General features: G+C 35.4%; 27 protein-coding genes. 12 read left to right on the top strand and 15 right to left on the bottom strand.

The window, feature by feature from the left end:
* Positions 1-150: 150 nt before the first annotated feature.
* From ahcY to MKS83_RS07580, 3 genes are all read left to right on the top strand, one after another.
* Complete coding sequence (gene ahcY / locus MKS83_RS07570) at positions 151-1,464, top strand: adenosylhomocysteinase (RefSeq protein ID WP_240582646.1); 1,314 nt, start codon at positions 151-153, stop codon at positions 1,462-1,464.
* Positions 1,465-1,583: 119 nt separating this feature from the next.
* Positions 1,584-1,976 (top strand): inner membrane protein YiaA, encoded by a 393-nt coding sequence (gene yiaA, locus MKS83_RS07575; protein ID WP_039367415.1) that lies wholly within the window; start codon positions 1,584-1,586, stop codon positions 1,974-1,976.
* 147 nt (positions 1,977-2,123) lie between these two features.
* A complete protein-coding gene (locus MKS83_RS07580; protein WP_240582647.1) occupies positions 2,124-3,686 on the top strand; it encodes a BspA family leucine-rich repeat surface protein in 1,563 nt (520 codons plus the stop codon).
* A gap of 51 nt (positions 3,687-3,737) precedes the next feature.
* On the opposite strand, the gene purE is transcribed toward MKS83_RS07580, so the two are convergent.
* Positions 3,738-4,241: a 5-(carboxyamino)imidazole ribonucleotide mutase gene (purE, locus tag MKS83_RS07585; RefSeq protein ID WP_240582648.1), complete on the bottom strand. Its 504-nt coding sequence runs from the start codon at positions 4,239-4,241 to the stop codon at positions 3,738-3,740.
* A gap of 158 nt (positions 4,242-4,399) precedes the next feature.
* On the opposite strand from purE, the gene MKS83_RS07590 reads away from it, so the two are divergent.
* A complete protein-coding gene (locus MKS83_RS07590) occupies positions 4,400-5,314 on the top strand; it encodes a DMT family transporter (RefSeq protein ID WP_240582649.1) in 915 nt (304 codons plus the stop codon).
* A 94-nt stretch (positions 5,315-5,408) separates the two neighbouring features.
* Here MKS83_RS07590 and MKS83_RS07595 read toward each other — a convergent pair whose 3' ends face one another.
* The gene (locus MKS83_RS07595; RefSeq protein ID WP_240582650.1) at positions 5,409-6,521 is read right to left on the bottom strand and encodes a 5-(carboxyamino)imidazole ribonucleotide synthase; all 1,113 of its coding nucleotides are present in this window, start codon (positions 6,519-6,521) and stop codon (positions 5,409-5,411) included.
* Between the two features lie 135 nt (positions 6,522-6,656).
* Complete coding sequence (locus tag MKS83_RS07600; protein WP_240582651.1) at positions 6,657-7,217, bottom strand: DUF1543 domain-containing protein; 561 nt, start codon at positions 7,215-7,217, stop codon at positions 6,657-6,659.
* 72 nt (positions 7,218-7,289) lie between these two features.
* Between MKS83_RS07600 and MKS83_RS07605 the strand changes: the two genes are divergently transcribed.
* On the top strand, positions 7,290-8,120 hold the full coding sequence (locus MKS83_RS07605; protein WP_240582652.1) for a sulfite exporter TauE/SafE family protein: 831 nt from the start codon (positions 7,290-7,292) through the stop codon (positions 8,118-8,120).
* The gene (locus MKS83_RS07610; RefSeq protein WP_240582653.1) at positions 8,117-8,500 is read left to right on the top strand and encodes a DUF1634 domain-containing protein; all 384 of its coding nucleotides are present in this window, start codon (positions 8,117-8,119) and stop codon (positions 8,498-8,500) included. Before MKS83_RS07605 ends, MKS83_RS07610 begins: the two co-directional genes overlap by 4 nt.
* A 1-nt stretch (position 8,501) precedes the next feature.
* Here MKS83_RS07610 and MKS83_RS07615 read toward each other — a convergent pair whose 3' ends face one another.
* The 3 genes from MKS83_RS07615 to MKS83_RS07625 are packed head-to-tail and all read right to left on the bottom strand — an operon-like array spanning position 8,502 to position 10,257.
* Positions 8,502-8,879: a VOC family protein gene (locus tag MKS83_RS07615; protein WP_240582654.1), complete on the bottom strand. Its 378-nt coding sequence runs from the start codon at positions 8,877-8,879 to the stop codon at positions 8,502-8,504.
* A 2-nt stretch (positions 8,880-8,881) separates the two neighbouring features.
* Positions 8,882-9,814: a hypothetical protein gene (locus MKS83_RS07620; RefSeq protein ID WP_240582655.1), complete on the bottom strand. Its 933-nt coding sequence runs from the start codon at positions 9,812-9,814 to the stop codon at positions 8,882-8,884.
* On the bottom strand, positions 9,814-10,257 hold the full coding sequence (locus MKS83_RS07625) for a nuclear transport factor 2 family protein (RefSeq protein ID WP_240582656.1): 444 nt from the start codon (positions 10,255-10,257) through the stop codon (positions 9,814-9,816). Before MKS83_RS07625 ends, MKS83_RS07620 begins: the two co-directional genes overlap by 1 nt.
* Positions 10,258-10,392: 135 nt before the next feature.
* On the opposite strand from MKS83_RS07625, the gene MKS83_RS07630 reads away from it, so the two are divergent.
* Positions 10,393-11,478 (top strand): endonuclease/exonuclease/phosphatase family protein, encoded by a 1,086-nt coding sequence (locus MKS83_RS07630; RefSeq protein WP_240582657.1) that lies wholly within the window; start codon positions 10,393-10,395, stop codon positions 11,476-11,478.
* A 61-nt stretch (positions 11,479-11,539) separates the two neighbouring features.
* Here MKS83_RS07630 and MKS83_RS07635 read toward each other — a convergent pair whose 3' ends face one another.
* The 6 genes from MKS83_RS07635 to MKS83_RS07660 form a co-directional block, all read right to left on the bottom strand.
* Entirely contained in the window at positions 11,540-12,598 is a 1,059-nt protein-coding gene (locus MKS83_RS07635; RefSeq protein WP_240582658.1) for a diphosphomevalonate/mevalonate 3,5-bisphosphate decarboxylase family protein, read from the bottom strand.
* Positions 12,599-12,662: 64 nt separating this feature from the next.
* On the bottom strand, positions 12,663-14,432 hold the full coding sequence (locus MKS83_RS07640; RefSeq protein ID WP_240582659.1) for an AMP-dependent synthetase/ligase: 1,770 nt from the start codon (positions 14,430-14,432) through the stop codon (positions 12,663-12,665).
* Positions 14,429-15,445: an NAD-dependent epimerase/dehydratase family protein gene (locus tag MKS83_RS07645; RefSeq protein ID WP_240582660.1), complete on the bottom strand. Its 1,017-nt coding sequence runs from the start codon at positions 15,443-15,445 to the stop codon at positions 14,429-14,431. The genes MKS83_RS07640 and MKS83_RS07645 overlap by 4 nt, the downstream gene beginning before the upstream one ends.
* A 394-nt stretch (positions 15,446-15,839) precedes the next feature.
* Entirely contained in the window at positions 15,840-16,619 is a 780-nt protein-coding gene (locus tag MKS83_RS07650) for an alpha/beta fold hydrolase (protein ID WP_240582661.1), read from the bottom strand.
* A gap of 49 nt (positions 16,620-16,668) precedes the next feature.
* Complete coding sequence (locus tag MKS83_RS07655) at positions 16,669-17,394, bottom strand: pyridoxine 5'-phosphate synthase (protein ID WP_240582662.1); 726 nt, start codon at positions 17,392-17,394, stop codon at positions 16,669-16,671.
* 10 nt (positions 17,395-17,404) lie between these two features.
* Positions 17,405-18,673 carry a mechanosensitive ion channel family protein gene (locus MKS83_RS07660; protein WP_240582663.1) on the bottom strand — a complete coding sequence of 423 codons (1,269 nt, stop codon included), beginning with the start codon at positions 18,671-18,673 and terminating at the stop codon, positions 17,405-17,407.
* Positions 18,674-18,935: 262 nt separating this feature from the next.
* Between MKS83_RS07660 and MKS83_RS07665 the strand changes: the two genes are divergently transcribed.
* From MKS83_RS07665 to MKS83_RS07675, 3 genes are all read left to right on the top strand, one after another.
* Positions 18,936-20,123 carry a carboxypeptidase regulatory-like domain-containing protein gene (locus MKS83_RS07665; protein ID WP_240582664.1) on the top strand — a complete coding sequence of 396 codons (1,188 nt, stop codon included), beginning with the start codon at positions 18,936-18,938 and terminating at the stop codon, positions 20,121-20,123.
* 87 nt (positions 20,124-20,210) lie between these two features.
* Complete coding sequence (locus MKS83_RS07670; RefSeq protein WP_240582665.1) at positions 20,211-20,702, top strand: DUF456 domain-containing protein; 492 nt, start codon at positions 20,211-20,213, stop codon at positions 20,700-20,702.
* A gap of 10 nt (positions 20,703-20,712) precedes the next feature.
* Positions 20,713-21,210, top strand: a complete 498-nt coding sequence (locus tag MKS83_RS07675) for a hypothetical protein (protein WP_240582666.1) — start codon at positions 20,713-20,715, stop codon at positions 21,208-21,210.
* On the opposite strand, the gene MKS83_RS07680 is transcribed toward MKS83_RS07675, so the two are convergent.
* Together MKS83_RS07680 and MKS83_RS07685 are read right to left on the bottom strand one after the other, a co-directional pair.
* On the bottom strand, positions 21,197-21,838 hold the full coding sequence (locus tag MKS83_RS07680; RefSeq protein ID WP_240582667.1) for a uracil-DNA glycosylase: 642 nt from the start codon (positions 21,836-21,838) through the stop codon (positions 21,197-21,199). The genes MKS83_RS07675 and MKS83_RS07680 overlap by 14 nt on opposite strands.
* Before the next feature lie 157 nt (positions 21,839-21,995).
* Positions 21,996-22,496 (bottom strand): GNAT family N-acetyltransferase, encoded by a 501-nt coding sequence (locus tag MKS83_RS07685; RefSeq protein ID WP_240582668.1) that lies wholly within the window; start codon positions 22,494-22,496, stop codon positions 21,996-21,998.
* Positions 22,497-22,555: 59 nt separating this feature from the next.
* Here MKS83_RS07685 and MKS83_RS07690 point away from each other — a divergent pair, with 59 nt between their 5' ends.
* Both MKS83_RS07690 and MKS83_RS07695 read left to right on the top strand, forming a co-directional pair.
* Positions 22,556-24,703 (top strand): endonuclease MutS2, encoded by a 2,148-nt coding sequence (locus tag MKS83_RS07690; RefSeq protein WP_240582669.1) that lies wholly within the window; start codon positions 22,556-22,558, stop codon positions 24,701-24,703.
* A gap of 6 nt (positions 24,704-24,709) precedes the next feature.
* Positions 24,710-25,201 carry a YcxB family protein gene (locus tag MKS83_RS07695; protein WP_240582670.1) on the top strand — a complete coding sequence of 164 codons (492 nt, stop codon included), beginning with the start codon at positions 24,710-24,712 and terminating at the stop codon, positions 25,199-25,201.
* Positions 25,202-25,250: 49 nt separating this feature from the next.
* On the opposite strand, the gene MKS83_RS07700 is transcribed toward MKS83_RS07695, so the two are convergent.
* Positions 25,251-26,813 (bottom strand): T9SS type A sorting domain-containing protein, encoded by a 1,563-nt coding sequence (locus MKS83_RS07700; protein ID WP_240582671.1) that lies wholly within the window; start codon positions 26,811-26,813, stop codon positions 25,251-25,253.
* Positions 26,814-26,967 lie beyond the last annotated feature (154 nt).

Raw genomic sequence — 26,967 nt, forward strand, 5'->3', positions numbered from 1 at the left:
AGATTATTGAAAACTTGAATAATTTCTTCATTTAGCATTCGGTCTACTTATTTTAATATTTTTTCATCTCAAAACAAGATGTTTTATATCTAAATTATATGTTGTAATTTTGCAATTCGTTATAAACCGAAATAAAATTATTCATCAGATATGAGTACTACAACACAATACATTCCTTACAAAGTAAAGGATATTTCCCTGGCAGAGTGGGGAAGAAAAGAAATTACCCTTGCAGAAGCAGAAATGCCTGGTTTGATGTCTATCCGTGAAGAATACGGACCATCTCAGCCATTAAAAGGTGCTAGAATCGCTGGATGTCTTCACATGACAATTCAAACTGCAGTTCTGATTGAAACTTTGGTTGCTCTTGGAGCTGAGGTTACCTGGTCTTCTTGTAATATTTTCTCTACTCAGGATCACGCTGCTGCTGCTATTGCTGCTGCAGGAATTCCTGTTTATGCTTGGAAAGGTCTTAATGAAGAAGAATTCGACTGGTGTATTGAGCAGACTTTGTTCTTTGGTGAGGACAGAAAGCCATTGAATATGATTTTGGACGATGGTGGAGATTTAACAAACATGGTTTTTGATAAATATCCTGAACTTACAAAAGACATCAAAGGACTTTCTGAAGAAACAACAACAGGTGTTCACAGATTGTACGAAAGAATGAAAAACGGAACTTTGGTAATGCCTGCAATCAACGTAAATGATTCAGTTACTAAGTCTAAATTCGATAACAAATACGGATGTAAAGAATCTGCAGTAGATGCTGTAAGAAGAGCTACAGACGTAATGTTGGCTGGAAAAAGAGTGGTAGTTTGCGGATATGGAGACGTAGGAAAAGGTACTGCTGCATCTTTCAGAGGAGCAGGTTCTATCGTTACGGTAACTGAAATCGATCCGATCTGTGCTCTACAGGCTGCAATGGACGGTTATGAAGTAAAAAGATTAGATACTGTGGTTGATAACGCTGATATCGTGATCACAACAACGGGTAACTTCAATATCGTAAGAGGAGAGCATTTCCTTAAAATGAAAGATAAAGCGATCGTTTGTAATATCGGTCACTTCGATAATGAAATCGATATGGCTTGGTTAAACAAAAACTACGGTCATACCAAATCTGAGGTTAAACCACAAGTTGATCTTTACACAATCGAGGGTAAAGAAGTAATCATCCTTGCTGAAGGAAGATTGGTAAACTTAGGATGTGCTACTGGCCACCCAAGTTTCGTAATGTCAAACTCTTTTTCAAACCAGACTTTGGCTCAAATCGAGCTTTGGAACAATTCTGCAGCGTACAAAAATGAAGTGTATACGTTGCCGAAACATTTGGATGAAAAAGTAGCTGCTCTTCACCTTAAGAAATTAAGCGTTGAATTGGAAACTCTTTCTCCTGAACAAGCTAAATATATTGGTGTAGAGGTTGAAGGACCATTCAAACCTGAATATTACAGATACTAATATTTTTTAATATTATTACAGATAAGAAGACTCTTCAAAAATTGAAGAGTCTTTTATTTTTCGGGAAATATTATTAAAAAACAATATATTTGACCTCACTATACAAAAAAATATAATTAATGAAAAAACAAGGAGTATCGAATGCATTTGTTGCCGCATCCTGGATTGCTTTAGGAGCAGGAATGATTGGCTTTATCGTAGGTTTGGCAAGAGCAGAAATGCAGCTTAATGAAAAAGGGTATTATTTTACCATCTTATTATACGGGTTATTCGCCGTGGTTTCTCTCCAGAAAGCCGTTCGTGACAGATTAGAAAATATCAAAGTGACAGATATTTATTATGGTATCTGCTGGTTTGCAACCTTATCATCTATTGTTTTATTAGCAATTGGGTTGTGGAATGCTACTATTCTGCCAAGCGAAAAAGGCTTCTATGGATTTGCTTTTTTACTGGCTTTATTTGGAGCCATTGCTGTTCAGAAAAATACAAGGGACAATATGATACAGGAATAAAAAACGAAGCTCTCCAAATTGGAGAGTTTTTTATTTTAGTGAGCTTAAATTATCAATTCAAAAAGACAACACTCACTTCTATTACAAAATAATGGAAAACTTGTCGGATTTATTATTTTCAGTATCTTTATTTCACAAAATATTGATATGTTTAAAAAACTTCTACCTTGTATTCTTTTTACTTTTTTATTTCAATTAAGTAAAGCTCAAAATGAGTTTATCACGGTTTGGAAACCCAACATGAGTTCAGTTGCGCTTGTCAATCCCGTTCTTCCTGTTGCAGGTCAAAACCAAATATGGTTCCCCGGAATCGGAGATAATTATACCATAAGCTGGGAGGAAGTGGGCTATCCTCAACATACAGGAATACTTAATAATGTAACTTCTACCGACCGTGTTCTCATCGACTTCGGGACACCACTTAATCCTTCTCTTTCCGATGCAACATTCAAGGTTAAGGCTTTTAATGGGAATGGTATTTTCAAGCAGATAAAGTTTGCGAATACTAATGTAACTTCATCTGCAATTCTGGATTTTGTAACCGTACAAACTTCAGGAAGTGCAGATAAAATTGTAGAGATTGCACAATGGGGAAACATCCATTGGCAATCCATGAATAGTGCCTTTACACAATGTATGTATATGCAGCTCACCGCAACAGATGCTCCTGATCTTTCCGGAGTCCAGGATGTCTCCATGATGTTTCATAATGCCTATAACTTTGCAGGAAATCCAAGCATGGCAACCTGGAATACTTCAAACATTCAGAATTTCAAATATATGTTCGGATATATCAGTTCACCTCTGGGCTATACATTGAATGATACCTTTAATTCACCCATCGGGAATTGGAATATGTCTTCAGCACAGGATATCAGCTATATGTTTATGAGAAGAAAAATGTTTAATCAAAACTTAAACAGCTGGAATACTTCGAACGTAACCAACATGTCCTACACATTTGCAGAATGTATGGCATTCAACCAGCCTTTAAACAATTGGAATACTTCTAGTGTAACCAATATGACCTTCATGTTTCATTATCTTCTCTATTTTAATCAGCCTCTTGATCAGTGGAATACTTCGAATGTCACCAATATGAGTCATCTTTTCCACGGATGCGCTTCATTTAACCAGCCTATCAATAACTGGGATACTAGCAAAGTAACGGATACCAATACGATGTTTTCAAGCGCAGCTGGTTTTGATCAAACCTTACAAGACTGGGATTTGAATACACTTATTTCTGCCGACAATATGTTTTTAAACTCGGGGCTCAAGTGTGCGAACTATAGTTATATTTTAACAGGATGGGCAGATAATCCGGTAACAGCCAACAATATTTATTTAGGGTCTGTTTCACCTTTAAAATATTCAACTGCAATTACCTCTAAAAGAAATATTCTGCTCGGAAAAGGCTGGACCATCACAGGAGACTCAGCAACAGAATGCGAAATACTTGGTCTGCACGATAACCACTTAGAAAATAATAAAGCTGAAATCTATCCAAACCCTGCAGAAAATATCATTCATCTGAAAAATGTTTTTAATGTAAAGAATTATATCATCTCGGATGCCAGCGGCAGAATCATTGTGAAAGATATTCTGTCAAGCGATTTCATAAGTGTTCAGAATCTTGCGCCCGGAAACTATGTTCTAAGCATAACTGCCAACGACAAAATACATACTTTCAAATTCATTAAAAAGTAACAGAAAAGCCTCATCGCAATGATGAGGCTTTCTTTTATATAAGGCTAATAATTACAAATCATACTGATTAGGATGCTTGGCTTTAATATCATCCACAGTTCCTAATACTTTATCTTTTAAAGAATCCTGATATTTTTGAAGATTTTCTGCAATCTTTTCATCTCCTGTTCCTAAAATCTTCACTGCTAAAATCCCGGCATTCAAGGCTCCGTTCAAAGCAACTGTTGCTACGGGAATTCCTCCCGGCATCTGGAGAATCGACAAAACCGAATCCCATCCGTCAATAGAATTGCTAGACAAAATAGGAACGCCAATTACAGGCAATGTTGTACAGCTTGCTACCATTCCCGGTAGATGTGCCGCTCCTCCTGCTCCCGCAATAATCACTTTCAGTCCTCTTTCTTTTGCCGTTTTTGCGTATTCAAACATTCTTTCCGGTGTTCTGTGAGCCGAAACTACCGTTAGTTCATACGGAATGTCTAAAGATTTTAAAAAATTTGCAGCCTGTTCCATAATTGGCAAATCACTTTGACTGCCCATAATAATTCCTACCATCTTCAATTTTATTAGATGTTCAAAGATAAAGAATTAATAAGTCTGAATACAAAAAGCCAAAGTAAAATTCAAGTTCTGTTCCCTAAAAAACATGATCAACTGTACCCATTAAATTGTTTCTAAAATAAATATCTTTGTTATTACATTGATATCACAAATTGAAAGATTATAAGCTTCTTTTTGCCGTTCTCACCGTTGCTATTGTCTGGGGTACGACATTTTTATCCATACGTGTGGCTGTAGAAACTATCCCGGCCTGGTTTGTAGCAGGTATACGTCAGTTTTTGGCCGGAATAATTATGTTGATTATTCTTATATCGAGAAAACAGTTTCACTGGATCGGATGGAAAAATCTGTCTTATCAGCTGATGATTTCTTCATTAATGTTAGTGATTGCCAACGGAATGACTACTGTTGCTGAAGAAACCGTAACCAGTAGCCTGACATCATTGATAAGTGCCTGTTCTCCTATCCTCATATTTCTTGGAAGTGTTGCACTTGGTTTGCAAAAATTCAGTATAAGAGCATTGATAGGAGTTCTGATGTGCTTCAGCGGAATTGTCGTTATTTTTTGGGATGGTATTCAGGATCTCCAAAACCCGGATTATGCAATGGGAATATTATTTTTATTCATTGCCATTGCTGGTTGGGCTTCAGGAACTCTTATTACAAAAAAAATGAATATTAAGAGTCATAATATTTCGCTGAGCTTATTTTACCAGTTCATATTTGCTGGTATTGTACAGATTATTTTTGCCTTGCTTTTCTCAGAAAATTACAATTTTGGAAATTGGAGCATAAAAAGTATTTCAGCTATGCTGTATCTGGCTATATTTGGTTCTGTAGCTGCTTTTTTTGCCTATCATTATGCGCTCACAAAAGTTTCTCCTGTTCAGGTTTCAATTTTAGCTTATATCAACACCATTATCTCCATATTTTTAAGCTGGCTGATTTTGGGTGAAAAAATTTCCGCTCAATTTATTATCGCAGCTGTTCTGATTATTGTTGGAGTATTTGTGACGAATTATAACAGGGAAATGTTTAAGAAACAGAGGATTGGTGATGCAATATAAAAATAAGAGAAAAATTTTATTCAATTGATCACCAAAAATTTATACGTAAAAAAGACTGCTTTTCGGCAGTCTTTTTCAATATCATAAGTTATAATTACTCCGCAATCACTCTCACCATACCTTTTACCTGTATCAGCTTTTCCATCAACTCTTCTCTGGAATCTGCCAATACATTGATGTGCCCCATTTTTCTTCCCGGCTTCGTTTCTGTTTTTCCGTAAAGGTGAACGTAGGTTTCTGGCAATCTCAATACATCTTCCATTCCTTCATAAACCACTTTCCCTGAAAACCCTTCTGCACCTACTAAATTTAGCATTCCACTATAAATAATCGCATCGGTATCTGCTAGAGGTAAATTTTTCACGACTCTGTACATTTGCTCGAACTGAGAATTGGCATTTCCTTCCTGACTTTGATGTCCTGAATTGTGCAATCTTGGAGCCGTTTCATTTACCCAGACTTTACCTTCTTTATCCAGGAATAATTCGATCGCAAAAAGCCCCGGAGAATTGATGGCGTTTAAGAATTTTTCCGTGATAGAATTAATTTGCTCCTCAATATCCTCTTCTAAAAAAACCGGACAAACATTAAAATCCAATAAGTTTAATTTAGGATCGGCAACCATTTCCGTTACAGGGAATGTTTTGGTTTCTCCGTTTTCGTTTCTGGCAACAATTACGGAAAGTTCTTTATCGATATCAACCAGTTTTTCAATAACAGAATCCTGTACCCAAAGATTTTTCATGTCTTCAGCAGTACGGATTACCTGTACTCCTTTTCCGTCGTACCCGCCTGTATTCATTTTCTGGACAAAAGGAAGCGACATTTTAATCTCGTCGGAGCTCCCATCCATTACTTCAAATTCCGGACTTGGAATATCGTGAGCTTTATAAAATTGCTTTTGAAGAATTTTTTGTTGGATGGTTTTAATGATTGTAGAATTCGGAACCACTTTTATTCCCTGGCTTTCCAGTTCGGCCAAAGCATCTGCGTTGACGTGTTCAATTTCGATTGTTACGACATCTTTATCTTTTCCGAAATTCAAAACGGTTTCATAATCATTGAAATTTCCTTGCGTAAAGTAAGAAATATTATGGCAGGGCGCATCTGAAGCCGGATCCAATGTATAAAATTCATCATCATATTTTAATGCTTCCTGAATCAACATTCTACCTAACTGCCCTCCTCCTAAAATTCCTATTTTCATTTTTTTACTTTTATTTTTCTATTAAATTTATTTTAATTTAAGCTTACGATTGTCATTCCGACGCAGGAGGAATCTCTAGAAGTTTATTGTTGAGATTCTTCACTTCATTTTATTTCATTCAGAAGACATGAAACTTTATATTTTATTAATATTTAAATATCCTAAACCCATCGGATTTTCCTGGTTTTCCGCATTAGATTTCTTCAATATAATAGAATATTTTTCCTTCATTTTTTGAGGAAGAATATCCGTTACATTAAAAATATCATCGATATCAACCCCGTGTTTATCATCAATATGACTTACCGCACCTTCAAATCCCATCGTCTCATAAAATTCGGTTGCTTTTGCTTTTTTCACAATGTCCCCCATCGAATTTCCAACCATTAAATGCTGCTCATGAAATTCTTCAAAGTAACCTTTTTTATATCCTCCAAGATTTATAAAATACAGCTGTTCTCCAGAAGTCTTTTCATTCTTCTCAACAATTTTCACCTCGTATCCGTCAGCAAATCTTACTTCCTGATAACAGTCTATGTGAATTTTACCATCTGCCTCTTTCCAGAACTCTTTCATATCCGGAATCAGATCTTTTAAATTTTCCGCAATTCCGAAAAACACGTCGTGTTGCTCAATATTTCTGCCTTTAGGCGTTGCACCAAGAATAATATAGAATAATTTCAGATCATTTTCCATGCTGCAAAAATACGTTAAATTTATCTTTTTTAAACGTTTGGCAGACTAACGCAATAGTTTTATATTTGTAACATGTCAGAAATCATTATTCTCTTCCTTGGAGCAATTTCGGCAGGACTATTAGGTTCACTGACCGGTTTAGGAGGAGGAGTCATTATTATTCCTTTATTAACGCTGGGTTTCGGCGTTCCTATGCATTATGCAATTGGTGCTTCATTAATCTCAGTTATCGGGACTTCTTCGGGAGCTGCCGTTGCTTTTGTAAAAGAAGGTTTTACCAATATGAGAATCGGAATGTTCTTAGAAATTGCCACTACAGCCGGAGCAATTATCGGAGCCTTAGTTTCCGGTATGCTGAATCCGAATACCATCGGGATTATTTTCGCCAGCATCCTTCTTCTGACTGTTATTCTGAATTTAAAAGGTAAGCCGGATCACCAGGAACCTGTGATAAAAGGTAGTCTTGAAGATAAATTAAAGCTATACGGAACTTTTCCTGATAAAGGGGTTTTAAAAAGCTACTCCGCAAGAAATACAGTACCCGGATTTTTAATGATGATGTTCGCAGGTGCCATGTCTGGTCTTTTAGGAATTGGATCCGGAGCTCTGAAGGTTTTAGCGATGGATAACATGATGAAGCTTCCTTTCAAAGTTTCTACTACTACAAGTAACTTTATGATTGGAGTAACGGCGGTTGCGAGCTCGCTGATCTATTTTCAGAGAGGTGAAATTATTCCGGTTATTGTTGCTCCTGTTCTGATTGGTGTTGTGGTTGGAAGTTTTATCGGATCAAAAACTTTAATGGTTTCAAAAACTAAAAAGCTGAAGACCTTTTTTGCAATTGTTATCACAATTCTTTCGATTTATATGATGTATAACGGTATTAGAAGCAATTTCTCATGAGAAAGAATTTTACAGATGCTGATCTTAACCGTTCTGTTGGAAATCTTCTCCGATTGGGTGTTATTTTATCGGTTGCCACTTCACTGATAGGCTTTATCAAGCTTTTCTCAGAGGGCTTCCAAATGCCTAAAAAATACAAACTTCTCGATATAGGAAACTCTTCCGAAAAGGTATGGGGACACTTTTGGGACTCGCTTTGTAAAGGGGAAGGAATGGCCATTATTCAGCTGGGAATTTTACTATTAATCTTCACCCCTTTAATGAGGATTATTTTTGCTTTAATAGGCTATATGAAAGAAAAAGACTACGTATATGTAATTATTTCTTCTATTGTTTTAGCAATTATGGCCATCAGCTTCTTTACAGGGTACGCGCATTAATTCACATTTCATAAAACTCTAACGGGAGTTGATCCGGATCTTGGGTAAAGAAGAATTCCTTACCTGTAAATTCGTCTATTCTAATCTCCTCACAGTTTAATCCTTTTTCAATTAATTCCTGACGTTTTTCATCTACATTTTCAACAGAGAAAGCCAGATGCCTCAAACCGCAGGCTTCCGGACGTGAAGGTCTTGCCGGAGGATCTGGAAAAGAAAAAAGTTCAATCGCATAATGATCTCCGATAGCCAGATCCAGCTTGTAAGACTGCCTTTCTTCACGATATACTTCACGAATGATATCCAGTCCTAAAATCTCAGTATAAAATTTTTTGGACACTTCGTAGTCAGAGCCAATGATGGCAATATGATGGATTTTCATTTTTAAAAATTTTTAAATTTACTGGTAATTACACTTTTATAAATCTCTCTGAGCCTGTCCCCCACTTTATTTTCATCCAGATTTTTATCAATTTGAACCCCATGGACAACAATCTGACTGTTCTTTTTAGGGTTCATGGCCATGAAAGCCGGCTTAATCGAAAAACGAAGATTCCTGACCGTTCTGTCTCCGATTTTTATTTCCCGAATCTTATAGTCTGAACTGTTTTCAATTTCTTTAACCAGAGTTTCTTTTAAATCAGCATTATCAATTTTAAAAATATCACCTCCGTTTTTAATGGCATTCTGATCAAATTTCCCCATTCTCGAAATTTCGTATCTCGAAGATTCAAGAATATAGGCTGTATCTTTCTCCAGTACAAGATTTTGATCTTGAATTTCTTTTAACAGATCAGCTTTTGTTTTTTTAATTTCAAACTGAACATCCATGAACGTTAGCGTTCCTGTTTCCGGAGAATAAATATAAGTTCTTGACTGTGAAGTCGACATTAAAACGAAAAGCGTTGGCAATAGAACTGCGAAAGCATGTATTTTTTTTAAACTAAATTGCTTTAAAACCGTATCGTTTTTAATCAAAAAATAAGGAACAGGTAAGAATAGAAAAACCAGTAAATCTGTATAATCAACAACTCTATGAATTGAAATAGGAGAAACCTCATTATAAATACTAATAAAGTTTTCAGAAAAAGGTGATTTCCAAAAAGCAAAAAACAATCCTGCTACAAAAACAGAATTTTGTTTAAGTTTAGGAAATAAATACGTTAGAAGCATCGGAAATAAAATAATCCCCACAATGTCAGATAATTTTCCCGTAAACCAGCTTGTATACTGAAATTTAAAGAAGTGATCATTAAAAAATAAAACCGTCAGACAACCTAAAAAAAGGTAATTAAGAACCAGATGACTATTTCTCATTATTTAATTTCTTTACAGTTATCTTTTCTTCTTGTATCAATTATATATTGGATTTTCCATTCTCCGTTTTGTTTTATCAATTGGAAACTGTTAGCTCCACAATGTGAAAATTTTCCTTTAAAATAAAACGAATACGGAGTAAAAACACTCGCCAGGTTTCCATCTATATGAATAGCTTCAATGGTGATCCTTTCATCCAGATCATTTTTCTCCATTTTAGAAACTGAAGCTACAAAATCTTTTATCTCTTCAGTTTTTACTCCTGTTTTTGTAATCGTCTGAAGAATTGCCGTATCGGAAAAAGCTGAATTCAATAATTCCGGATCAGCATTTTTCATTCCTAAAAATAAGTTTCGAATCGGCTTTTCAATTTCCTGATTCTGATTTTGCTGTCCGAAGTAAAAACTTCCAAATAGCAAAGCAATAACAGCTATTTTATTCATACTATATATTTGCTAAGTGAATAATAAAAATGACGAAAACTACCTTTTAAACTCAAATTTAATGAATAAACTTTAAAGCACAATCCATTTGAAAACTTATAAAAATTAATTACATTTATCTGCTTATTAAAAAATATGTGGATATTCTACCTGAGTCTAACTGTTTTGTTACTTATCTTAACCTTATTGCCTAAAATTCAGCATTCTCATTGGGTTTTTCGTGTTCCTGAGTTTGGGAAAATTCAAATCACTTTTCTTATACTTTTTACCATAGGATTAGGATTTACGATTCATTCATCCGAAAAATTCTGGTACTATCAATGCCTTCTTTTTGTGATGTTTATTCACCATAGTGCCACTCTTGTAAAATATACACCTCTATATCCTGTTAAAAAATATTCCCGGAAACACCATTCATCTGAAAAACTGCATTTTATCTCGGCAAATGTTTATCAGTTTAATAAAGATTATGATCGTTTTATTCAGCTTGTAAAAGAATATCAACCTGAAATGTTCCTTACCATGGAAAGTAACGGAGATTGGGAACAAGCACTCAAAACATTGGAAAAAAATTATCCTTATCAGCATAAGGTAACTTTAGAAAACACTTATGGAATGCATTTCTATTCGAAAATAAAGATAGAAAGTTCACACACCCATTATTTTGTAGCAGACGATATTCCCAGTATTGAAGCGCATCTTAAAACTAAAGACGGGTTTTCTTTTGTTTTTTTTGGCGTCCACCCTCCCCCTCCAAGTCCTACTGAAGAAAAAACTTCTAAAGAAAGGGACGGGGATCTTTTAAGTACCGCAAAAAAAGTGACAGAAATAAAAAAACCGGTTATCGTTGTTGGAGATTTCAACAATGTGGCATGGTCAAAATCATCTATTCTTTTCAGAAAAACAAGCCACCTCATTGACCCCCGAATCGGAAGGTCATTTGTATCCACTTTTCATGCAAAATATCGTTTGCTAAGGTTTCCAATTGATTTGATGTTTCATAGTGAAGACATTTTTATTGAAAACCTGAAAACACTAGATAATTTTGGATCAGATCACCTTCCGGTATATTGTGAATTTTTTATTGATCATGAGCAGGAAAAAAAACAGGAAGAAAGAATAGATTATGCCACACAGGAAGAAAAAGCTGAAGCTAAAGAAATGATCGAGGAAGGTAAAAAAGAAGACGGACAACGTGATGCCATCGTAACAGAAGATTAATTAACCTATTATATAAAAAAAACGGACTAAAAAGTCCGTTTTTTTTATATTTGAATTATCCTTAAAACCTCATCACATCCTTCACCACCCCATTTTTCTGGGTAAATGGTAAAAGTTCCTGATTGATAAAATCCTCAATTTTGTTTTGTTCCAGATCATTTGGGAACAGTAAATGTACGTTTGCACCGGCATCAAGCGTAAAAAACAATGGTAAACCTGTAATTCTTCTGAAATCCCAGACTCTGTTGATTACTTCCAGCGTTCCCGTTTTCATTAGAATAAATGCAGGATCACTCATCATCATCATCGCGTGAAGTGTCAATGCTTCGTGTTCTACCAATTTGATAAAACTCTCCATATCTCCGTTGGCCAGAATTTCTTTCATAGGTACGAAATTCTCTCTCGCCTCCTGAAATCTTCTTTCCGCATAAGGATTGGTATTCATTAAACCATGTCCTACGGTAGAAGAAACGCTTTTCTGCCCTTCATGAATCAGTAAAACCCAGTCATTAAAGTTTTTGAAAATATCGTGAATTTCATCATTCGGATATTGTACCGCAAATAAATCAGAACTTCCTTTTACCTGAGATTCTCCCCAAACGACCAGCCCGTTGTATAAGCTTCTACAAGCACTTCCGCTTCCTAATCTTGCCAGAAAAGATGCCTTTCTTAATGATTCTTCTTCTGAATCTTTTCCTGAAAAAGTTTCATCCAATTTCATCAGACATTTAGCAATCGCTCCAAATCCTGAAGCTGAACTTGCAATTCCAGAACTGTGAGGAAAGGTATTTTCAGTTCTAATGATATATTTCCCCTGCAAAATCCAAGGAAGATACTGTTCTATATTCTTGAAATATTTTTCTATTTTTTCAGCAAACTTAATTTCTTCATTCCCTGCTAAAAAAGTCTGCACAGAAAATGGCTCATTCGCGAAAAACTCAAGAGTGGTATTCGTTTTACAATGATTTAATGTATAACTTATACTTGGGTTTGCAGGAATCTGATTGTCATATTTCCCCCAATATTTGATCAGGGCAATATTTGACGGACAACTTTCCGAAACCGTCTGATTATTTATTATAAAATCTTTTTTTCCTAAAAATTCTTGTGTCGTTACCATGAGTTTAAAATAATAAACTTTATTTTTAATCCCACCTCAAATCCTTGTGATTTTTGAGGTTCTTTTAATACATTTTCTCAATCACATCCGCATATTTCTTTAACACTACATTTCTTTTTATTTTCAATGTAGGAGTGATCTCTCCGGAGTTAATTTCAAATTCTGCAGGCATTAAAGTGAATTTTTTCACTTTTTCAAAATCTGATAAATGTGACTGTAATTCTTGTATTTTCTCTTTGTAAAAATGAAGTACTTTTTCATTCTTCACCACATCTTCCCAGCTCGTAAACGGAATATTATTTTTCTTAATAAAATCCTGTAAAAATTCAAAGTTGGGAACAATTAATGCCGAAACAAACTGTCTTGCTTCTGCAATTAAAACAATTTGCTGCACGAAATTATTATTCGTTAGTAAATTTTCAATCTGTTGTGTGGCGATATATTTTCCATTGGAAGTCTTCATCAGATCTTTCAATCGGTCTGTAATGGTAAGGTTTCCATTCCCATCAATTTTTCCTGCATCACCGGTTTTAAACCATCCGTCTTCGGTAAAGACCTTTTGAGTTTCCTCTGGTTTGTTGTAATACCCTTTCATGATTCCGTTTCCTCGGGCCTGGATTTCATCATCCTGACCAATACGGATTTCTACTCCCGGTAAAGCTTTTCCGCTTGTTCCGTGCTCGAAATGAGTTAAAGGAAACAACGTTAAAGTTGCCGTAGTTTCGGTCAATCCATACCCTACCGTAACATGAATTCCTACAGATTCAAAGAATTTGGTTACCTCCGGTGATAAAGATGCACCACCACAAGGCAAAAACCAAAGCCTTCCTCCCATTCTTTCTTTTATTTTACTAAAAACAAGCAGATCCGCAAAGGTTTCTTTTATTTTTAATCCGAAAGGAATTTCCTTTTCGTTTCTTCTTAATTCCGCCGTCTGCCATCCTATTTCTCTTGCCCAGTGAAAGATTTTTTTCTTTAATGATGAACCTTCTTCTGCCTTTTCCAGTACTCCTGCATAAATCTTTTGAAAGAATCTAGGAACAGCACACATCATCGTAGGTTTTACTTCTTCAAGAGCTTTGGCTATATTTTTCGGATCTTCAAGGAAATAGACACGAGCTCCTCCGTATAAACATAATAAGCTCCAGCTTCTTTCGAAAACGTGACTTAACGGTAAAAATGCCAGCGAAAGTTCTTCTTCAAAGTTTTTAAATTTAAAAAATTCAAAATGAGCATCGAAGGCTTTAATGAAGTTTCCGTGTGTTAACATTACGCCTTTTGGAGTTCCTGTTGTTCCTGAAGTATAAATTAAAGTGGCAACATCTCCTTCCTCTTTTTTACAAAATTCAAATTTTGGAGAAGATTTAGCAATAAAGTCCTCCAGATAAAAACTGCTGAGTTCTTTTTTGATCCAGACTGCTTTTTTAGAAATAATAATGGTTTGAAGCCGGTTGTCGTCCTTTTGCAAAAGCTCTAAGCAAGCATCATACTGAGCCTGGTTGCCGACCAAAATGACTTTTGAATCGGAATCTTTAATGATATACTCTGCCTGTTCTGCATTATTGGTTGAATAAATCGGAACCGTAATGGCACCTATTGACATTGCTGCAAGATCAAAAATCATCCATTCAGAAGAATTATCAGAATAGATCGCTACTTTATCATGCTCCTGAATTCCCGCTTCTTTAAGTGCATTTGCCGTTTTATAGATAATTTCACTAAATTTTTTCCAGCTTAATTCTTTCCATGCGGCTTCCTTCTTTTTGAAGCCAATAGCAGCTTTTATAGCATGTTTCTCTATATTTTTATGGATAATTGCTTCTGCAAGATTCATTTATTCTTCAGCGTTTTGTCGTTAATATAATTGTTCAAATGAAAATCAACACTTTCCGATAAAGGAATAAATTGATAGTCAAGCCTGTCTTTAATTTTCTGGTTTGAAATCACATTCAATGCTGATATAGATTCGATATTGGATCTGGTAATAATTCTCAGCGAAGGAATCAGCCATCCGAAAAATATATTGGCTAACCAGCCTATGTTTAATTGAAATTTCGAAAGGATTTTGGCTTCCTTCAACCCTAGTTTTGATCTGATCTGACAGCCCAGTTCAGCGTATTTTCTATTTTCAGAAATAATAACAAACCTTTCCCCGAAAATATTCTTCTCCATCAGTTCTACAGAAATTTCAGCAACATCTCTTACGTCTACATAACTTGTTCCACCGGAAAAAGTAAAGCTGTTTTTCTCAAAAGTTGGGAAAATATCTCCACTGCTGTTTCCCCAGTTTCCACTTCCTATAATCATCCCGGGATTGATGATGATTGTGTTTAATCCTTCTGCCGAAGCTCTCCAGACTTCCATTTCGGAAAGGTGCTTTGAAATTGCATAGGCAGAATGTTCTTCTTTAGGATTAAAGTCTGATGTTTCGTCTAACTCTCCTTTTTCGTTAAAATTATCCAGTACTGCAATGGAACTTACATGAAGAAACTTTTTCACGTCCGAACCGTCACAAGCATATAACAGGTTTTCCGTACCTTTTACATTCGTATGATACATTTCTTTTTCATCTCTGGGATGAAAGCTTACCTTTGCAGCGCAGTGATATACTTCCTCCACATCTTTCAATGCATTCTGAAGCGAATGGATGTCATCAAAATCTACATCTACCCATTCAATCCTGTTAAAGAAATCATCAGGATTTTCCGTATAATAGCTATACGAATGTTTTACTTCATTTAAATTGCTTGCCGGTCTTTTAGAAGCACGTATATTTTTTCCTTTTTTAAGAAGTTCCAAAACGATTATTCTGCCTAAAATTCCGGTTGCCCCCGTTACAAAAACCATCAGTTATTTTTACTTGATTGCTGGCTAAATTATGATAATATTTTCAATTGTAATTCTTCATTTCTAATAAAAAAATGAAGAAAAATTATGTATTGCAAATTTGCGACTTTTAAAACATATAATAGAAATTTTCCCCATATTATTAAAATAAAAAAGGAAACTTATTGCTAAGTTCCCTATAAATATAATTTGTTAATATGTTTTCCTAGAAATTTTACAGCTACTATACATTTATTTGTTTTTTATCAATAAGTCTTAAAATTCATTTTATTTTTTATCACAATAAAAGATTATTTTTAAACTTTTAATAAAACTAATTTAGTTCTTTTTTCCCACATTAAAGAATAAATTAAATTTTTAAGAAAATTTTAACAAATATTAATTCTTGAAGGCATTAGTGGATTTGTAAAAAATCTTTAACCACAGTCATAAAATCAACAGGATTATCTGCCTGAACCCAATGAGCTGCATTTTTAATGATTACAAACTGTGCTTTAGGAAACTGTTGTTTTATCGCAAAATGGTCCTGAGGAAGGATATAGTTAGACTTTTCACCTGCAATAAAAAGTGTTTCTCCATCAAATACACCATATTTTATAGCATTAGAGACAAACTCATTGTACTTTTCTGAAAGCGTTTTAAGATTAAACCTCCAGTTCAATTTTTTATTTTCATCCCAATACAGGTTTTTGGTAAGAAACTGAATGGTAGATCTTTCAGGAATATACTGACTTAAAACTGCCTCTACTTCACTTCTTGAACCAACCGTATTAAAATCAACGGTTTCCAAGGCTTTAATAATTCCCTGATGATGTGGAGGATACGCTTTTGGAGAAATATCAACCACAATAAGCTTTTCTACTTTTTCAGGATATTTTATCGCAAACTGCATTACAGCCTTTCCTCCTAATGAATGACCTAAAACAAAAGCTTTTCCCATCCCATAGTGATCCATATAATTCGCAATATCATCTGCCAGATCATCATGAGACATATTCTCACAGTGAAAGCTCCTGCCATGATTTCTCAAATCGATAAGATGCACTGGCAAAAACTCTCCCAAATCTTTCCCGAAACTCCCCCAATTATCAAGCATTCCAAACAACCCGTGAAACACTAAAAGCGGTGTAGACGAAAGGTTTTCGCCAAATATTTTTGAATTTAAAATTTCCATAATTTTATCTATCAAGTTAGAAGCTAGCAAATATTCTACTCTCAATAATCTACTGAGTCCATTTCGCCAATCTCTTCAGATACGCCTGAATCGTATTTTCCAATCCCATATACAATGCCTCAGAAACCAAAGCGTGGCCAATAGAAACCTCCAACAGATTTGGAATATGATCTGCAAAATATTTTAAATTGTCTAAACTTAAATCATGACCCGCATTTAAACCCAATCCATAATCAGCTGCAACTACTGCGGTTTCGTAATAAGGTTTAATAGCCTGTTCTTTATTTAACGTATAATTTTTTGCGTAAGCTTCTGTATACAGTTCTATTCTGTCCGCACCAGTTTTTGCAGCATATTCTACCAACTTAGGATTCGGATCCAGGAAAATAGAAGTACGGATCCCGGCATTTTTAAATTCTGAAATGATTTCAGTAAGAAAATCTAAATGTTTTATGGTATCCCAACCTGCGTTTGACGTAATTGCATCATCCGCATCCGGAACCAAAGTTACCTGCTCCGGTTTTACCTCTAAAACCATATCAATAAACGGGCGATGAGGATTTCCTTCAATATTGAACTCTGTAGTCACCAGAGGCTTCAGATCATACACATCTTTCCTTGTAATATGTCTTTCATCAGGACGTGGGTGAATGGTAATTCCCTGCCCACCGAATTCCTGAATTTTAACGGCTGCTTCCGTCACACTTGGCGTTACGCCTCCTCTGGCATTTCTTAATGTCGCTATTTTATTGATATTGACACTTAATTTTGTCATTTTTACTATTTTAAATTTTAATATTAACCTGCATCACTTCCAGATCAAATTCTCTGGAAGCTACCAGCAGATGGTCAAAAATATCTGACTGAATCTGTTCAAAGTTTTCCCATTTGGAATCGTTGGTAAAACAGTAAATTTCCAGAGGTAATCCCTGCGATGTAATTTCCATCTGCCTTACCAAGACAGTTCCATCCTGATCTATATTTTTGTTATGTCTGAGATATTCGTATGCGTATTTTCTAAAAGTCCCAATATTGGTGAGCTGCTGTCCGTTAATCAGTTTTTCTGCATGACTGAGGCTACTTCTTTGTTTATTGATTTCTTCTTTCTTTTGCAGAAGATAATCTTTCAGTAAATTAATTTCCACCAGCTTATTAAACATCTCATCATCTAAGAACTTAAATGATTTTATATTGAAAATAATAGACTTTTTTATTCTCCGGGTATTGCTTTCAGACATTACCTGCAGGTTTTTCACTTCCGTACTCATCAAATCATACGTCGGAATAGTGGAAACCGTTTTATCAAAGCTCTGGATTCTGGTTGTAAGCAGAGTGATATCTTCGATGGTTCCCTCCAGATTATATTTGGGAATTCCGATCCAGTCACCCACTTTCATATTTTTAGAAGTCGCTACGTGAATACCTGTCACAAATCCCAAGATCGTATCCCGGAAAACCAAGACCAAAACCGCAGTAATTGCCCCTAAACTCCCTACAATTGTAGTTCCTTTTATTCCAAAAATAACACAAATCCCTACGATTGAAAAAATGAAAATCCCGAGAATCTTCATAGTTTCTGAAATGGCATTCAGTGCCATGATCTTGTAAAAATCCTGTTTGATGCTGAAATAATTTCTAAACGCAGTTAATCCCCGATACAACATTCCTGCAAAAATCAAGACTACCCCTAAATTAATAGATCTGATGATAAATGTATTAGTTATAGGGATTGCTCTTGGAGGAAATATAAAAGCCTGTATACTTGCCACAACTCCTAAGGCAACAAAATGTGCTACGGAATTACTTACTTTGGACTCATAAATGGACTTAATTATCGGGTATTTTTTTTCATTCTGAAAAAAGCGGAAAATAAAATTAATTACCGGCTTTAAAATAAAATCTACCAACAGAAACAAGGTTACAAGTAATGCCAGTTTTACAATTAAATGAACAACCCAGTCAAAACCGGCAGGGGAAATCTTGCTTATATAAATATAAAGCTGATAGCTAAGATCCTGTATAAAGTTTCTTGTTTCTTGTAGTTGATCATTCATCACAGCAAATTTAGGAAAATTAAGACTGAGTTCTATTACAATTTTTCTATCAATTTTCGTCCCAAAACTGATTATTATATACTATTTATTTCAGATAATTTAAAAATATCAAATTCACTACATCAACGACAAACAAATAGAAACTTAACTAAAAATAAGCAATATAAATTAATTATTGTAAAAATATTTAAACATTTAACAATTTTATATTAATTATTTATTTACATTTGAATAAAACTAAACAAATCAAAATCAAATACATATGAGAAAACACTACTTACTTATTATGCTGTGTGTATTCACACTTTTAACCAATTGTTCAGGAAACGACGATTCGCCATTAACTTCAGAAAGTACAACTCCTGCAACTGTAGAAACTGGAAAACTTTCAGGAAAAGTAATGTCACAAAACGGAACAAAGCCTATTGGAGGGGCATCGGTTTTTACATTTGATGACAAGTATAAAATCTACTACACCACATCGGATTCAGATGGAAAATTCACATTGGATGCCCCTGTTGGAAACCACACTATTTACATACAGACCGGAAATGGAAGTAACTTCCGTACGGAAATTTCTGCAACGGTAAAAAATAATGAAACTTTAAATCTTGATGTAAGCCAAACCAAGCTGAATCAGGTGGCAAAAATTGCCTACGTAAAAGGAACTTACGACAAGATTGAAGATATTATACAGACTTTAGGCTATACAGCTACCGAAATAACCAATAACGATCTTGCTAATCTGGCAACAATTGCACAATATGATATTATTTTTCTAAACTGCGGCTCAAGAAGTAACTATTCTTCAAACCCAGCACTTTTTGCAACAATCGACACCAATCTGGCCACTTTCGTTGCTAACGGAGGAAGTATTTACGCTTCAGACTGGGATGTTGCTTACTTAGTCGGCGGAACAACCAACACTAACAATTGCTCACTTGCCGGAGGATTTGTGCCTGACACAAAACTTTGTTCTAAAAACATCGGAACAGTGGGAATGGTAGGTGCTACGGTAAATAATGCGGGACTTACTACTGCTTTAGGATTCAATACCCTTAATATTGATTTTGACTTAACGGCTTGGCAAAAAATAATCAATTACGATCCGGCTTATTGGGAGGTTTTAGTGAAAGAAACCTCTACAAATGATGCTTTAATGATCAGAACCAACCATTTTACAGCGACAAGTACAACAACTATACCGATTGGAAATGCTCCAACAACAACATTTGTGACCGTTTGCATTACGCTTCCGGGAAACATCCAGATCAGCCTTTCGGTTCCTCAAGCTTTGGTTCCTTATTTAGTTGCGTTAGGAGCAACAGTAGGACCTTGCTCAGGATCTTCAACAAGTGGATATATCTATTATACGGCTTTCCATAATCATGCTTCAGGAAACATTGGAAACGCAGGTGTTATTTTACAATATGTAATCTTAAATCTTTAGTCTCATCATAAACGTAGTGTAAACATGCGAAGTGGCTTTTTCTTTAAAGCCACTTTTTTTTATATCTTGCATAGACAATTAAAAAAGATGGATACAGCATTAATCAATATTCTTTGTCTAATTTTATTGATCATAGGAATTTTAGGAACCTTTCTGCCTGTTTTACCGGGATTGCTACTGAGTATCTGCGGATTATTAATTTACAAATTCGGAACAGATTCCGACTTACCGATGATCTACATCTGGGCTTTTGGCATCTTAACAGCCATTTCAGTAGTTCTGAGTTATGTAATTCCTGCAAAAACCACAAAAAAATACGGCGGAACACGTTGGGGAAGCATCGGATCTGTGATAGGAACCATTGTGGGAATGTTTTTGCCCATTCCTTTAGGCTTTTTAATCGGAATGTTTGCCGGAGTGTTCATAGGAGAATTATTGCATGACAGTAAAGACATGAATAAAGCCCTAAAATCCACAAAAGGAGCTTTCGTTGGATTTATTTACGGAACTGGTTTTAGCTTCGTAGTAGGTGTGGCAATGTTTTTGGTTGTAGTTTTGGATATGCTCAATATCATTTAAAAATAAAATTATGCTTAATAAAACCATCATACTCTGTTTAGGATTATTGTTTTTAATCAACTGCAATACCCAAAAAAGAACCAAAACCTCAACAAAAGTGAACACTGACGAAAACGGAACAACTAAAGTAATCAATAAAGACGGTGAGGTCATCTATTTCAGCGAAGGCGAAAACAAATTCCTGAAAGAATACCAAATGAACGTTACCTTCAAAGGAATTTCCGAAGACAGCCGTTGCCCAAAAGATATAAATTGTGTTTGGGAAGGAGTTGCCGTAGCGCAGGTTGAAGTAATGGGAACTGCAACGCGTCCTATGACTCTGAATCTTGCAAGTATTGATAACAAAGGTAGAAATTACAGTACATCAGCAGAATTCAATGGGTATACGATTTCATTAATCGATGTTCAGCCTTATCCCGGAGCAGCAGAAGGAACAAAAGCGCTCAACGGAAAATACAAAATCGGAATTACCATCAAAAAAGCAGGAGAAAATCCTACCACGAAATAGGTTTCTTTCCTTTTGAAACCAGATATTCGTTAATTTTTGAAAAAGGTTTGCTTCCGAAAAATCCTCTGTGAACGGAAAACGGAGACGGATGCGCAGACTTTAAAATAAAATGTTTAGCCGGATCGATGAGTTCGGCTTTTTTTTGTGCAAAAGCGCCCCACAACACGAAAACCACATTTTCTTTTTTATCTGAAATTTCCTTAATGATAAAATCTGTAAACTTTTCCCAGCCTAAATCTTTATGAGAATTCGGAGAATGGGCACGAACCGTCAATGTAGCATTCAACAATAAAACGCCCTGTTTTCCCCAATCGTCAAGTTCTTTTGAAGTTCTTACCACTCCCAGATCATTTTTTAGCTCAATGAAAATATTTTTAAGGGACGGTGGTGCAGCAACCTGCTCGGAAACAGAAAAGCACAAACCATTTGCCTGATAATCGTTATGATAGGGATCCTGCCCAATAATTACCACTTCAATATCGTCAAAAGGTGTAATTTCCAACGCTCTGAAAATTTGATTTTTTGGCGGAAAAACTTTTGTAGTAGCATATTCTTGTTTTACTTTTTCCCAAAGATTGGTAAAGTACGGTGTGCTTTTTATTGGGGCTAATATTTCTGTCCAGGTCATTTTTTAATTTGAAAATTTGAGAATGAACTAATAGAAAATTCAAATCTATCCGCTTGTCATTCTGAATGAAACAAAGTGGAATGAAGAATCTCTCATCAGATACCAAATTTAACAATAAAAATTTAGATTCTTCCTTCGTCAGAATGACAGAAGGGTCTTATTTCTTCAAGCTAAACACCAAATTATCAGGAAAACCCTCATCTTCCCTTCCTTCTTCTAACACAAAATCATATTTTAAAAGAAGGCCTTTAGAATTTTCATTGAATTTATTGGTCATAGCAACCATCTCCTGCAAATATAAATCATCAAAAGCAAAATCTAAAACTGCTTTCAACGCTTCGGACATTATTCCCTGTCTGTGATAATCGGGCAATAGTTCGTAGCCAACTTCAGCTACTTTCCGATCTTCAGAAAAATTATACAGGCAAATTGTTCCGATTAAACTCGATTCATTTTTAAGCGAAATACCCCAATAAAAGGATTGATCATCCTTAGTTCTTTCTTTAATGGTTAAAATAAACTGAAGCGCATCGTAATTATTTTTCGGAGAATTTCTCTGCACATATTGATTGATGACTTCATTACTTCGTATTTTAAAAATATCTTCAACGTGATTTTCGTTGATTTCTTTTAACTGTAATCGCTCTGTTTCAATCATAAATTTTGTAAATATCTCAAATATACATAATAATCACATTTTCTCACTAAATTTGCAGTGTGTATATAAATAAAGAAGATTTAAACGAATTAGAGTTTCCGCAATTGCTCGCGGAAATTTCTCCCTTTGCGTATTCTCCGAAAACAAGAGAAAAAATTCTTCAACTTCGTCCAATGGAAATAGACGAGGCAGAACTTTCTTTGAAAAAAACTTCCGAATATTTATCGAGTTTTGAAAGTTCAAATGCAATTCCTTTTGATGAATATGAAGATATTGAAAGTGAGCTGAAACTCATGCTGATCGAAAATTACCGTTTGGAAAACAGCGCTTTCATCAAAATCAAAACCATCACGGAACAGATCGGGAAACTGCAGAAGTTCTTCCCAACCATGCCCGAAACCTTTCCTACTTTGATTCAGGATGTTTCTGTGTTGGAATTCAAAAAAGAAATTATTGATAAAGTTGATAAAGTTTTTAACCGTTTTGGTGAAGTAAAAAGTGAAGCTTCGCCCATTTTAAAAGCTTTGAGAGCTGAAATACAGGTTGCCAAAAAAGCAATTCAGGAAAATTTCAACAAAGCTTTGTTCAACTATGGACAGAGTGACTTTTTGGATGACATCCGCGAGACGATCATTGATGACCAGAGAGTTTTGGCAGTAAAATCTGCCTATAAGAAAAGAGTTGCGGGAAGAGTTTTAGGACTTTCAAAAACGGGTTCTATCACCTATATGCAGCCGGATTCTGTAGTAAAACATCATTTTAAGCTTAAAGAAAGCAAAGAAGAAGAGAAAAAGGAAATCGACAAAATCCTTAGGAAATTAACAGCCGAGCTGGCGGAATTCCAACCTCAGCTTTGGAGATATCAGAAGTATATTTTCGATCTTGATTTAACAAGGGCTAAAGCTAAATTTGCTGAACTCATCAACGGAGTTTTACCGAAAATCAACCGTCATAAAACCTTACGATTAAGAGAAGCTTTTCATCCTTTGCTGTTTTTAAGAAACAAAGCAGAGAACAAAACTATTTTTCCTCAAACCCTGACTTTAACGGATCATAACAGAATAATCTGTATTTCCGGACCGAATGCGGGAGGAAAATCGATTACGTTGAAAACCGTTGGTTTGCTTCAATTGATGATCCAGAGTGGAATTCTGGTTCCGACACACCCGAAGTCCGAAATGTTTTTCTTCGATAAAATAATGACCGATATTGGTGATAATCAATCCATTGAAAATCATCTTTCGACGTATTCATCAAGACTGAAGAAAATGTCGGGGATCATTCGTGAAGCGGATGCCAATACTCTTTTATTGATTGACGAGTTTGGAACGGGTTCCGATCCTGAATTGGGTGGCGCTTTGGCGGAAAGTTTCCTGGAATTCTTCTACGATAAAAAAAGTTTTGCGATCATTACAACCCATTATACCAACATCAAGCTGGTTGTGGAACAGCTTCCGAATGCTCAGAATGCAGCGATGCTGTTTAATGAGGAAACACTGGAACCGATGTACAAACTGGAAGTGGGACAAGCCGGAAGTTCATTTACTTTTGAGGTTGCGGAAAAGAATAAAATTCCAAGATTCATCATTCATTCTGCGAAGAAAAAAGTAGAACATGACATCGTAAATCTGGACAAAACGATTGTTAAGCTTCAGCAGGAAAAGTTTGAAGTTGAAAAATTGAAATCTGATCTTGCGGAAAGAAAAGAATCTGTAGAAGACAAACGTGACAACCTGCAAAAACTGAATGAACAGCTTCAGCAGAAGTTGTACAATTTCCAGAAATTATATGAGGAAGAACACCGTAAATTGCAATTCGGAAACAAGATTGAGGCCTTTATCGACAGCTATGTAAAAGGAAAATCGAGGAAAGATGTGGTGAAGGATTTTGTGAAGATTCTGGAACAGGAAAAGTTCAGGAAAATTGGGGCAGATAAAGATGAAAGTAAGAGACTTCAGGTAGTGAAAAGGAAAATCACGCAACAATTGAAGAAAGAAGAAGTTATAGAAAAAATCACTGAAACTAACGAAAAGCTTGAAGAAAAACGTAAAACCGACCGTGCTCTTTGGATGAAAGTCGGGCAGCGTGTTCGTATTTCGGGAAGCACAAGTGTAGGAACGATTGAAAAGATCTCCAGAAACAAGGTGATTGTGAATTACGGAACTTTCAAGACCACAATTGATGCCGATGAACTGGAAAGGATCTAATGAGAAATGATAACGGTAAATACGCATATCACTTTTAAAGATTTCCTGATGTTCAATGTGAAAAATTCATTGACAAGGATTCTTGTTTTTCCATTATTAGCTTTGATCTTTCTTGTTGTAAGGCTATTCATGGAAGAAAGCAATGAAAGAGATATGTTAAGATCCGCTTCAATATGGTTTCTTTTTGTATTTATTTTTATTATTATCCGTTCGTATTTCCGTTTAAAAAATGCTTTTTATTCCAATAAGAAAATTCAGGAAAATATTTCTTATACATTTACTGATGAGAATATTCTGAATAAAGGAGAAACTTTTGAGGGAGAATTCGGCTGGGATACGGTTTATAAGGTTAAGGAAAACAAAGAATGGTTTTTAATTTACCAAAGTGCTCATGTGATGAATATGGTTCCAAAGAAATATTTCACAAATGATCAGATTTCAGAACTTAGAAACACCATCCGAAATAATCATGTGAAAGCAAAGCTTAGAAACGATTAAAAAATCAATTCAATATATAAAGAGAGCGTCATAACCGGCGCTCTCTTTGTTATTTTTTAATGAATTTTAGTTTCACTGCGTTTTCATTTTCTTTTATCTGAATAAAATAAACTCCTTTTAGCAAATGGCTTACATTTATTGTTTTATTTTTAATTTTTCCTTCAGTTAATTTTTGCCCGGCTGCATTGTAAATTTCAAAACCTGAATCGGAGGTAATTCCTGAAATATTTAGAATGTCAGCAACAGGATTGGGGAAAATACTAAAGCTTTCGAATTTGGTTTCATTTGTTGATAAAACTTCAGGTCCTAATTTAACCACCCAGAAATCCGGATAGGTTGGAATTCCGTAATGAAGAGAGACATCACCGTCGTTAGAATATGAATATCCCGTCATGATAAAGCCTCCATCGGATGTCTGGCTCATTGACTGTCCGAAATCACCTAAACTGCCACCCATTGATTTTTGCCAGATTACATTTCCGTTATTATTAATTTTTACAATCCAAAAGTTTGCTGAACCTGCAGGATTTCCTGCTGCATCTCCATCATCCGATGAAGAATATCCGGCAAATACATATCCTCCATCCGGCATTTCTTTAATAAAAGTAGCAACATCATTACCTGTTCCTCCCTTAGATTTCTTCCATATAATATTGCCGTTTCCGTCCAGCTTGATGATCCAGGCATCATTAGTAAATAAATTTCCGTAGTGATCATGTACAAGGCCATTCCCCGACCTTGAAAGTCCTGCAACCATATATCCCCCGTCTGATGTTTGTATTACAGATTGTGCATTATCAGTACCACTTCCCCCGAATGTTTTCTGCCATTGTAAATTCCCTGTACTATCCAGTTTTAGCACCCAATAGTCATATTCACCATAGAGCTGCGTTACATCACCACTGTTAGAATCTGTAGCTCCTGCAACAATATATCCGCCATCAGAAGTTTGTTTGGCATCAAAAGCCAGTTCTGAATTATAACCACCAAATGATTTTTGCCACTGGATGTTACCTGTACTGTTAATTTTTACAATCCAGAGATCTGTATTATTATAAGGCAAATGACCAACAGCATCCCCATCCATAGAAGATGACTCACCTGCTACGATATAGCCTCCGTCTGAAGTTTGCTTGATTGAATATGCTACATCCTCACCATTTCCTCCAATTGCTTTTTGCCATTGAATATTTCCGTTAATATCTAGTTTAACAATCCAAAAATCAGAATAAACACTTCCATGATATCCGGTTACATCACCGTCATTTGAATCAGTCCTTCCGGCGACAATATACCCTCCATCTGAAGACTGCTGTATAGAATAAGGATAATCATAACCACTTCCTCCTAATGATTTCTGCCACTGGATATTTCCACTGTTATCCAATTTCACTACCCAATAATCACCTCCGCCGTGATTTCCTGTCACATTACCGTCCGTTGAAGGAGAATAGCCCGCTACAACAGAACCTCCATCTGTAGTTTGACATACTGAAGCTCCCTGATCCCAATTGCTTCCTCCAAGGGTCTTCTGCCATTGAATAGCAGGAGCCGTTTGTGCCGTTATTACAAGTGAAAGCAAAAATGTCAAAAGTGAAAATATATTTTTCATTGTTAATGAGTTATGAAAAGTAATGTTGAACTTACTTTCTTCATGATTAATTGTGGTCAAAAATAAGTTTTTTACAACAAAATAAATAATTTGAAACGGATCAGAATCAGAGTTTGAAAAATTTAAGTAATGGTTTTCAAAGCAAAAAGTGTTG

Source organism: Chryseobacterium sp. Y16C, from assembly GCF_022488405.1.
GTDB lineage: Bacteria > Bacteroidota > Bacteroidia > Flavobacteriales > Weeksellaceae > Chryseobacterium > Chryseobacterium geocarposphaerae.

Coding starts and splice junctions, on each gene's coding strand:
- ahcY (WP_240582646.1), top strand. CDS start 151: ATGAGTACTACAACACAATACATTCCTTACAAAGTAAAGGATATTTCC.
- yiaA (WP_039367415.1), top strand. CDS start 1,584: ATGAAAAAACAAGGAGTATCGAATGCATTTGTTGCCGCATCCTGGATT.
- MKS83_RS07580 (WP_240582647.1), top strand. CDS start 2,124: ATGTTTAAAAAACTTCTACCTTGTATTCTTTTTACTTTTTTATTTCAA.
- purE (WP_240582648.1), bottom strand. CDS start 4,241: ATGGTAGGAATTATTATGGGCAGTCAAAGTGATTTGCCAATTATGGAA.
- MKS83_RS07595 (WP_240582650.1), bottom strand. CDS start 6,521: ATGAAAATAGGAATTTTAGGAGGAGGGCAGTTAGGTAGAATGTTGATT.
- MKS83_RS07600 (WP_240582651.1), bottom strand. CDS start 7,217: ATGGAAAATGATCTGAAATTATTCTATATTATTCTTGGTGCAACGCCT.
- MKS83_RS07605 (WP_240582652.1), top strand. CDS start 7,290: ATGTCAGAAATCATTATTCTCTTCCTTGGAGCAATTTCGGCAGGACTA.
- MKS83_RS07610 (WP_240582653.1), top strand. CDS start 8,117: ATGAGAAAGAATTTTACAGATGCTGATCTTAACCGTTCTGTTGGAAAT.
- MKS83_RS07615 (WP_240582654.1), bottom strand. CDS start 8,879: ATGAAAATCCATCATATTGCCATCATTGGCTCTGACTACGAAGTGTCC.
- MKS83_RS07620 (WP_240582655.1), bottom strand. CDS start 9,814: ATGAGAAATAGTCATCTGGTTCTTAATTACCTTTTTTTAGGTTGTCTG.
- MKS83_RS07625 (WP_240582656.1), bottom strand. CDS start 10,257: ATGAATAAAATAGCTGTTATTGCTTTGCTATTTGGAAGTTTTTACTTC.
- MKS83_RS07630 (WP_240582657.1), top strand. CDS start 10,393: ATGTGGATATTCTACCTGAGTCTAACTGTTTTGTTACTTATCTTAACC.
- MKS83_RS07635 (WP_240582658.1), bottom strand. CDS start 12,598: ATGGTAACGACACAAGAATTTTTAGGAAAAAAAGATTTTATAATAAAT.
- MKS83_RS07640 (WP_240582659.1), bottom strand. CDS start 14,432: ATGAATCTTGCAGAAGCAATTATCCATAAAAATATAGAGAAACATGCT.
- MKS83_RS07645 (WP_240582660.1), bottom strand. CDS start 15,445: ATGGTTTTTGTAACGGGGGCAACCGGAATTTTAGGCAGAATAATCGTT.
- MKS83_RS07650 (WP_240582661.1), bottom strand. CDS start 16,619: ATGGAAATTTTAAATTCAAAAATATTTGGCGAAAACCTTTCGTCTACA.
- MKS83_RS07655 (WP_240582662.1), bottom strand. CDS start 17,394: ATGACAAAATTAAGTGTCAATATCAATAAAATAGCGACATTAAGAAAT.
- MKS83_RS07660 (WP_240582663.1), bottom strand. CDS start 18,673: ATGAATGATCAACTACAAGAAACAAGAAACTTTATACAGGATCTTAGC.
- MKS83_RS07665 (WP_240582664.1), top strand. CDS start 18,936: ATGAGAAAACACTACTTACTTATTATGCTGTGTGTATTCACACTTTTA.
- MKS83_RS07670 (WP_240582665.1), top strand. CDS start 20,211: ATGGATACAGCATTAATCAATATTCTTTGTCTAATTTTATTGATCATA.
- MKS83_RS07675 (WP_240582666.1), top strand. CDS start 20,713: ATGCTTAATAAAACCATCATACTCTGTTTAGGATTATTGTTTTTAATC.
- MKS83_RS07680 (WP_240582667.1), bottom strand. CDS start 21,838: ATGACCTGGACAGAAATATTAGCCCCAATAAAAAGCACACCGTACTTT.
- MKS83_RS07685 (WP_240582668.1), bottom strand. CDS start 22,496: ATGATTGAAACAGAGCGATTACAGTTAAAAGAAATCAACGAAAATCAC.
- MKS83_RS07695 (WP_240582670.1), top strand. CDS start 24,710: ATGATAACGGTAAATACGCATATCACTTTTAAAGATTTCCTGATGTTC.
- MKS83_RS07700 (WP_240582671.1), bottom strand. CDS start 26,813: ATGAAAAATATATTTTCACTTTTGACATTTTTGCTTTCACTTGTAATA.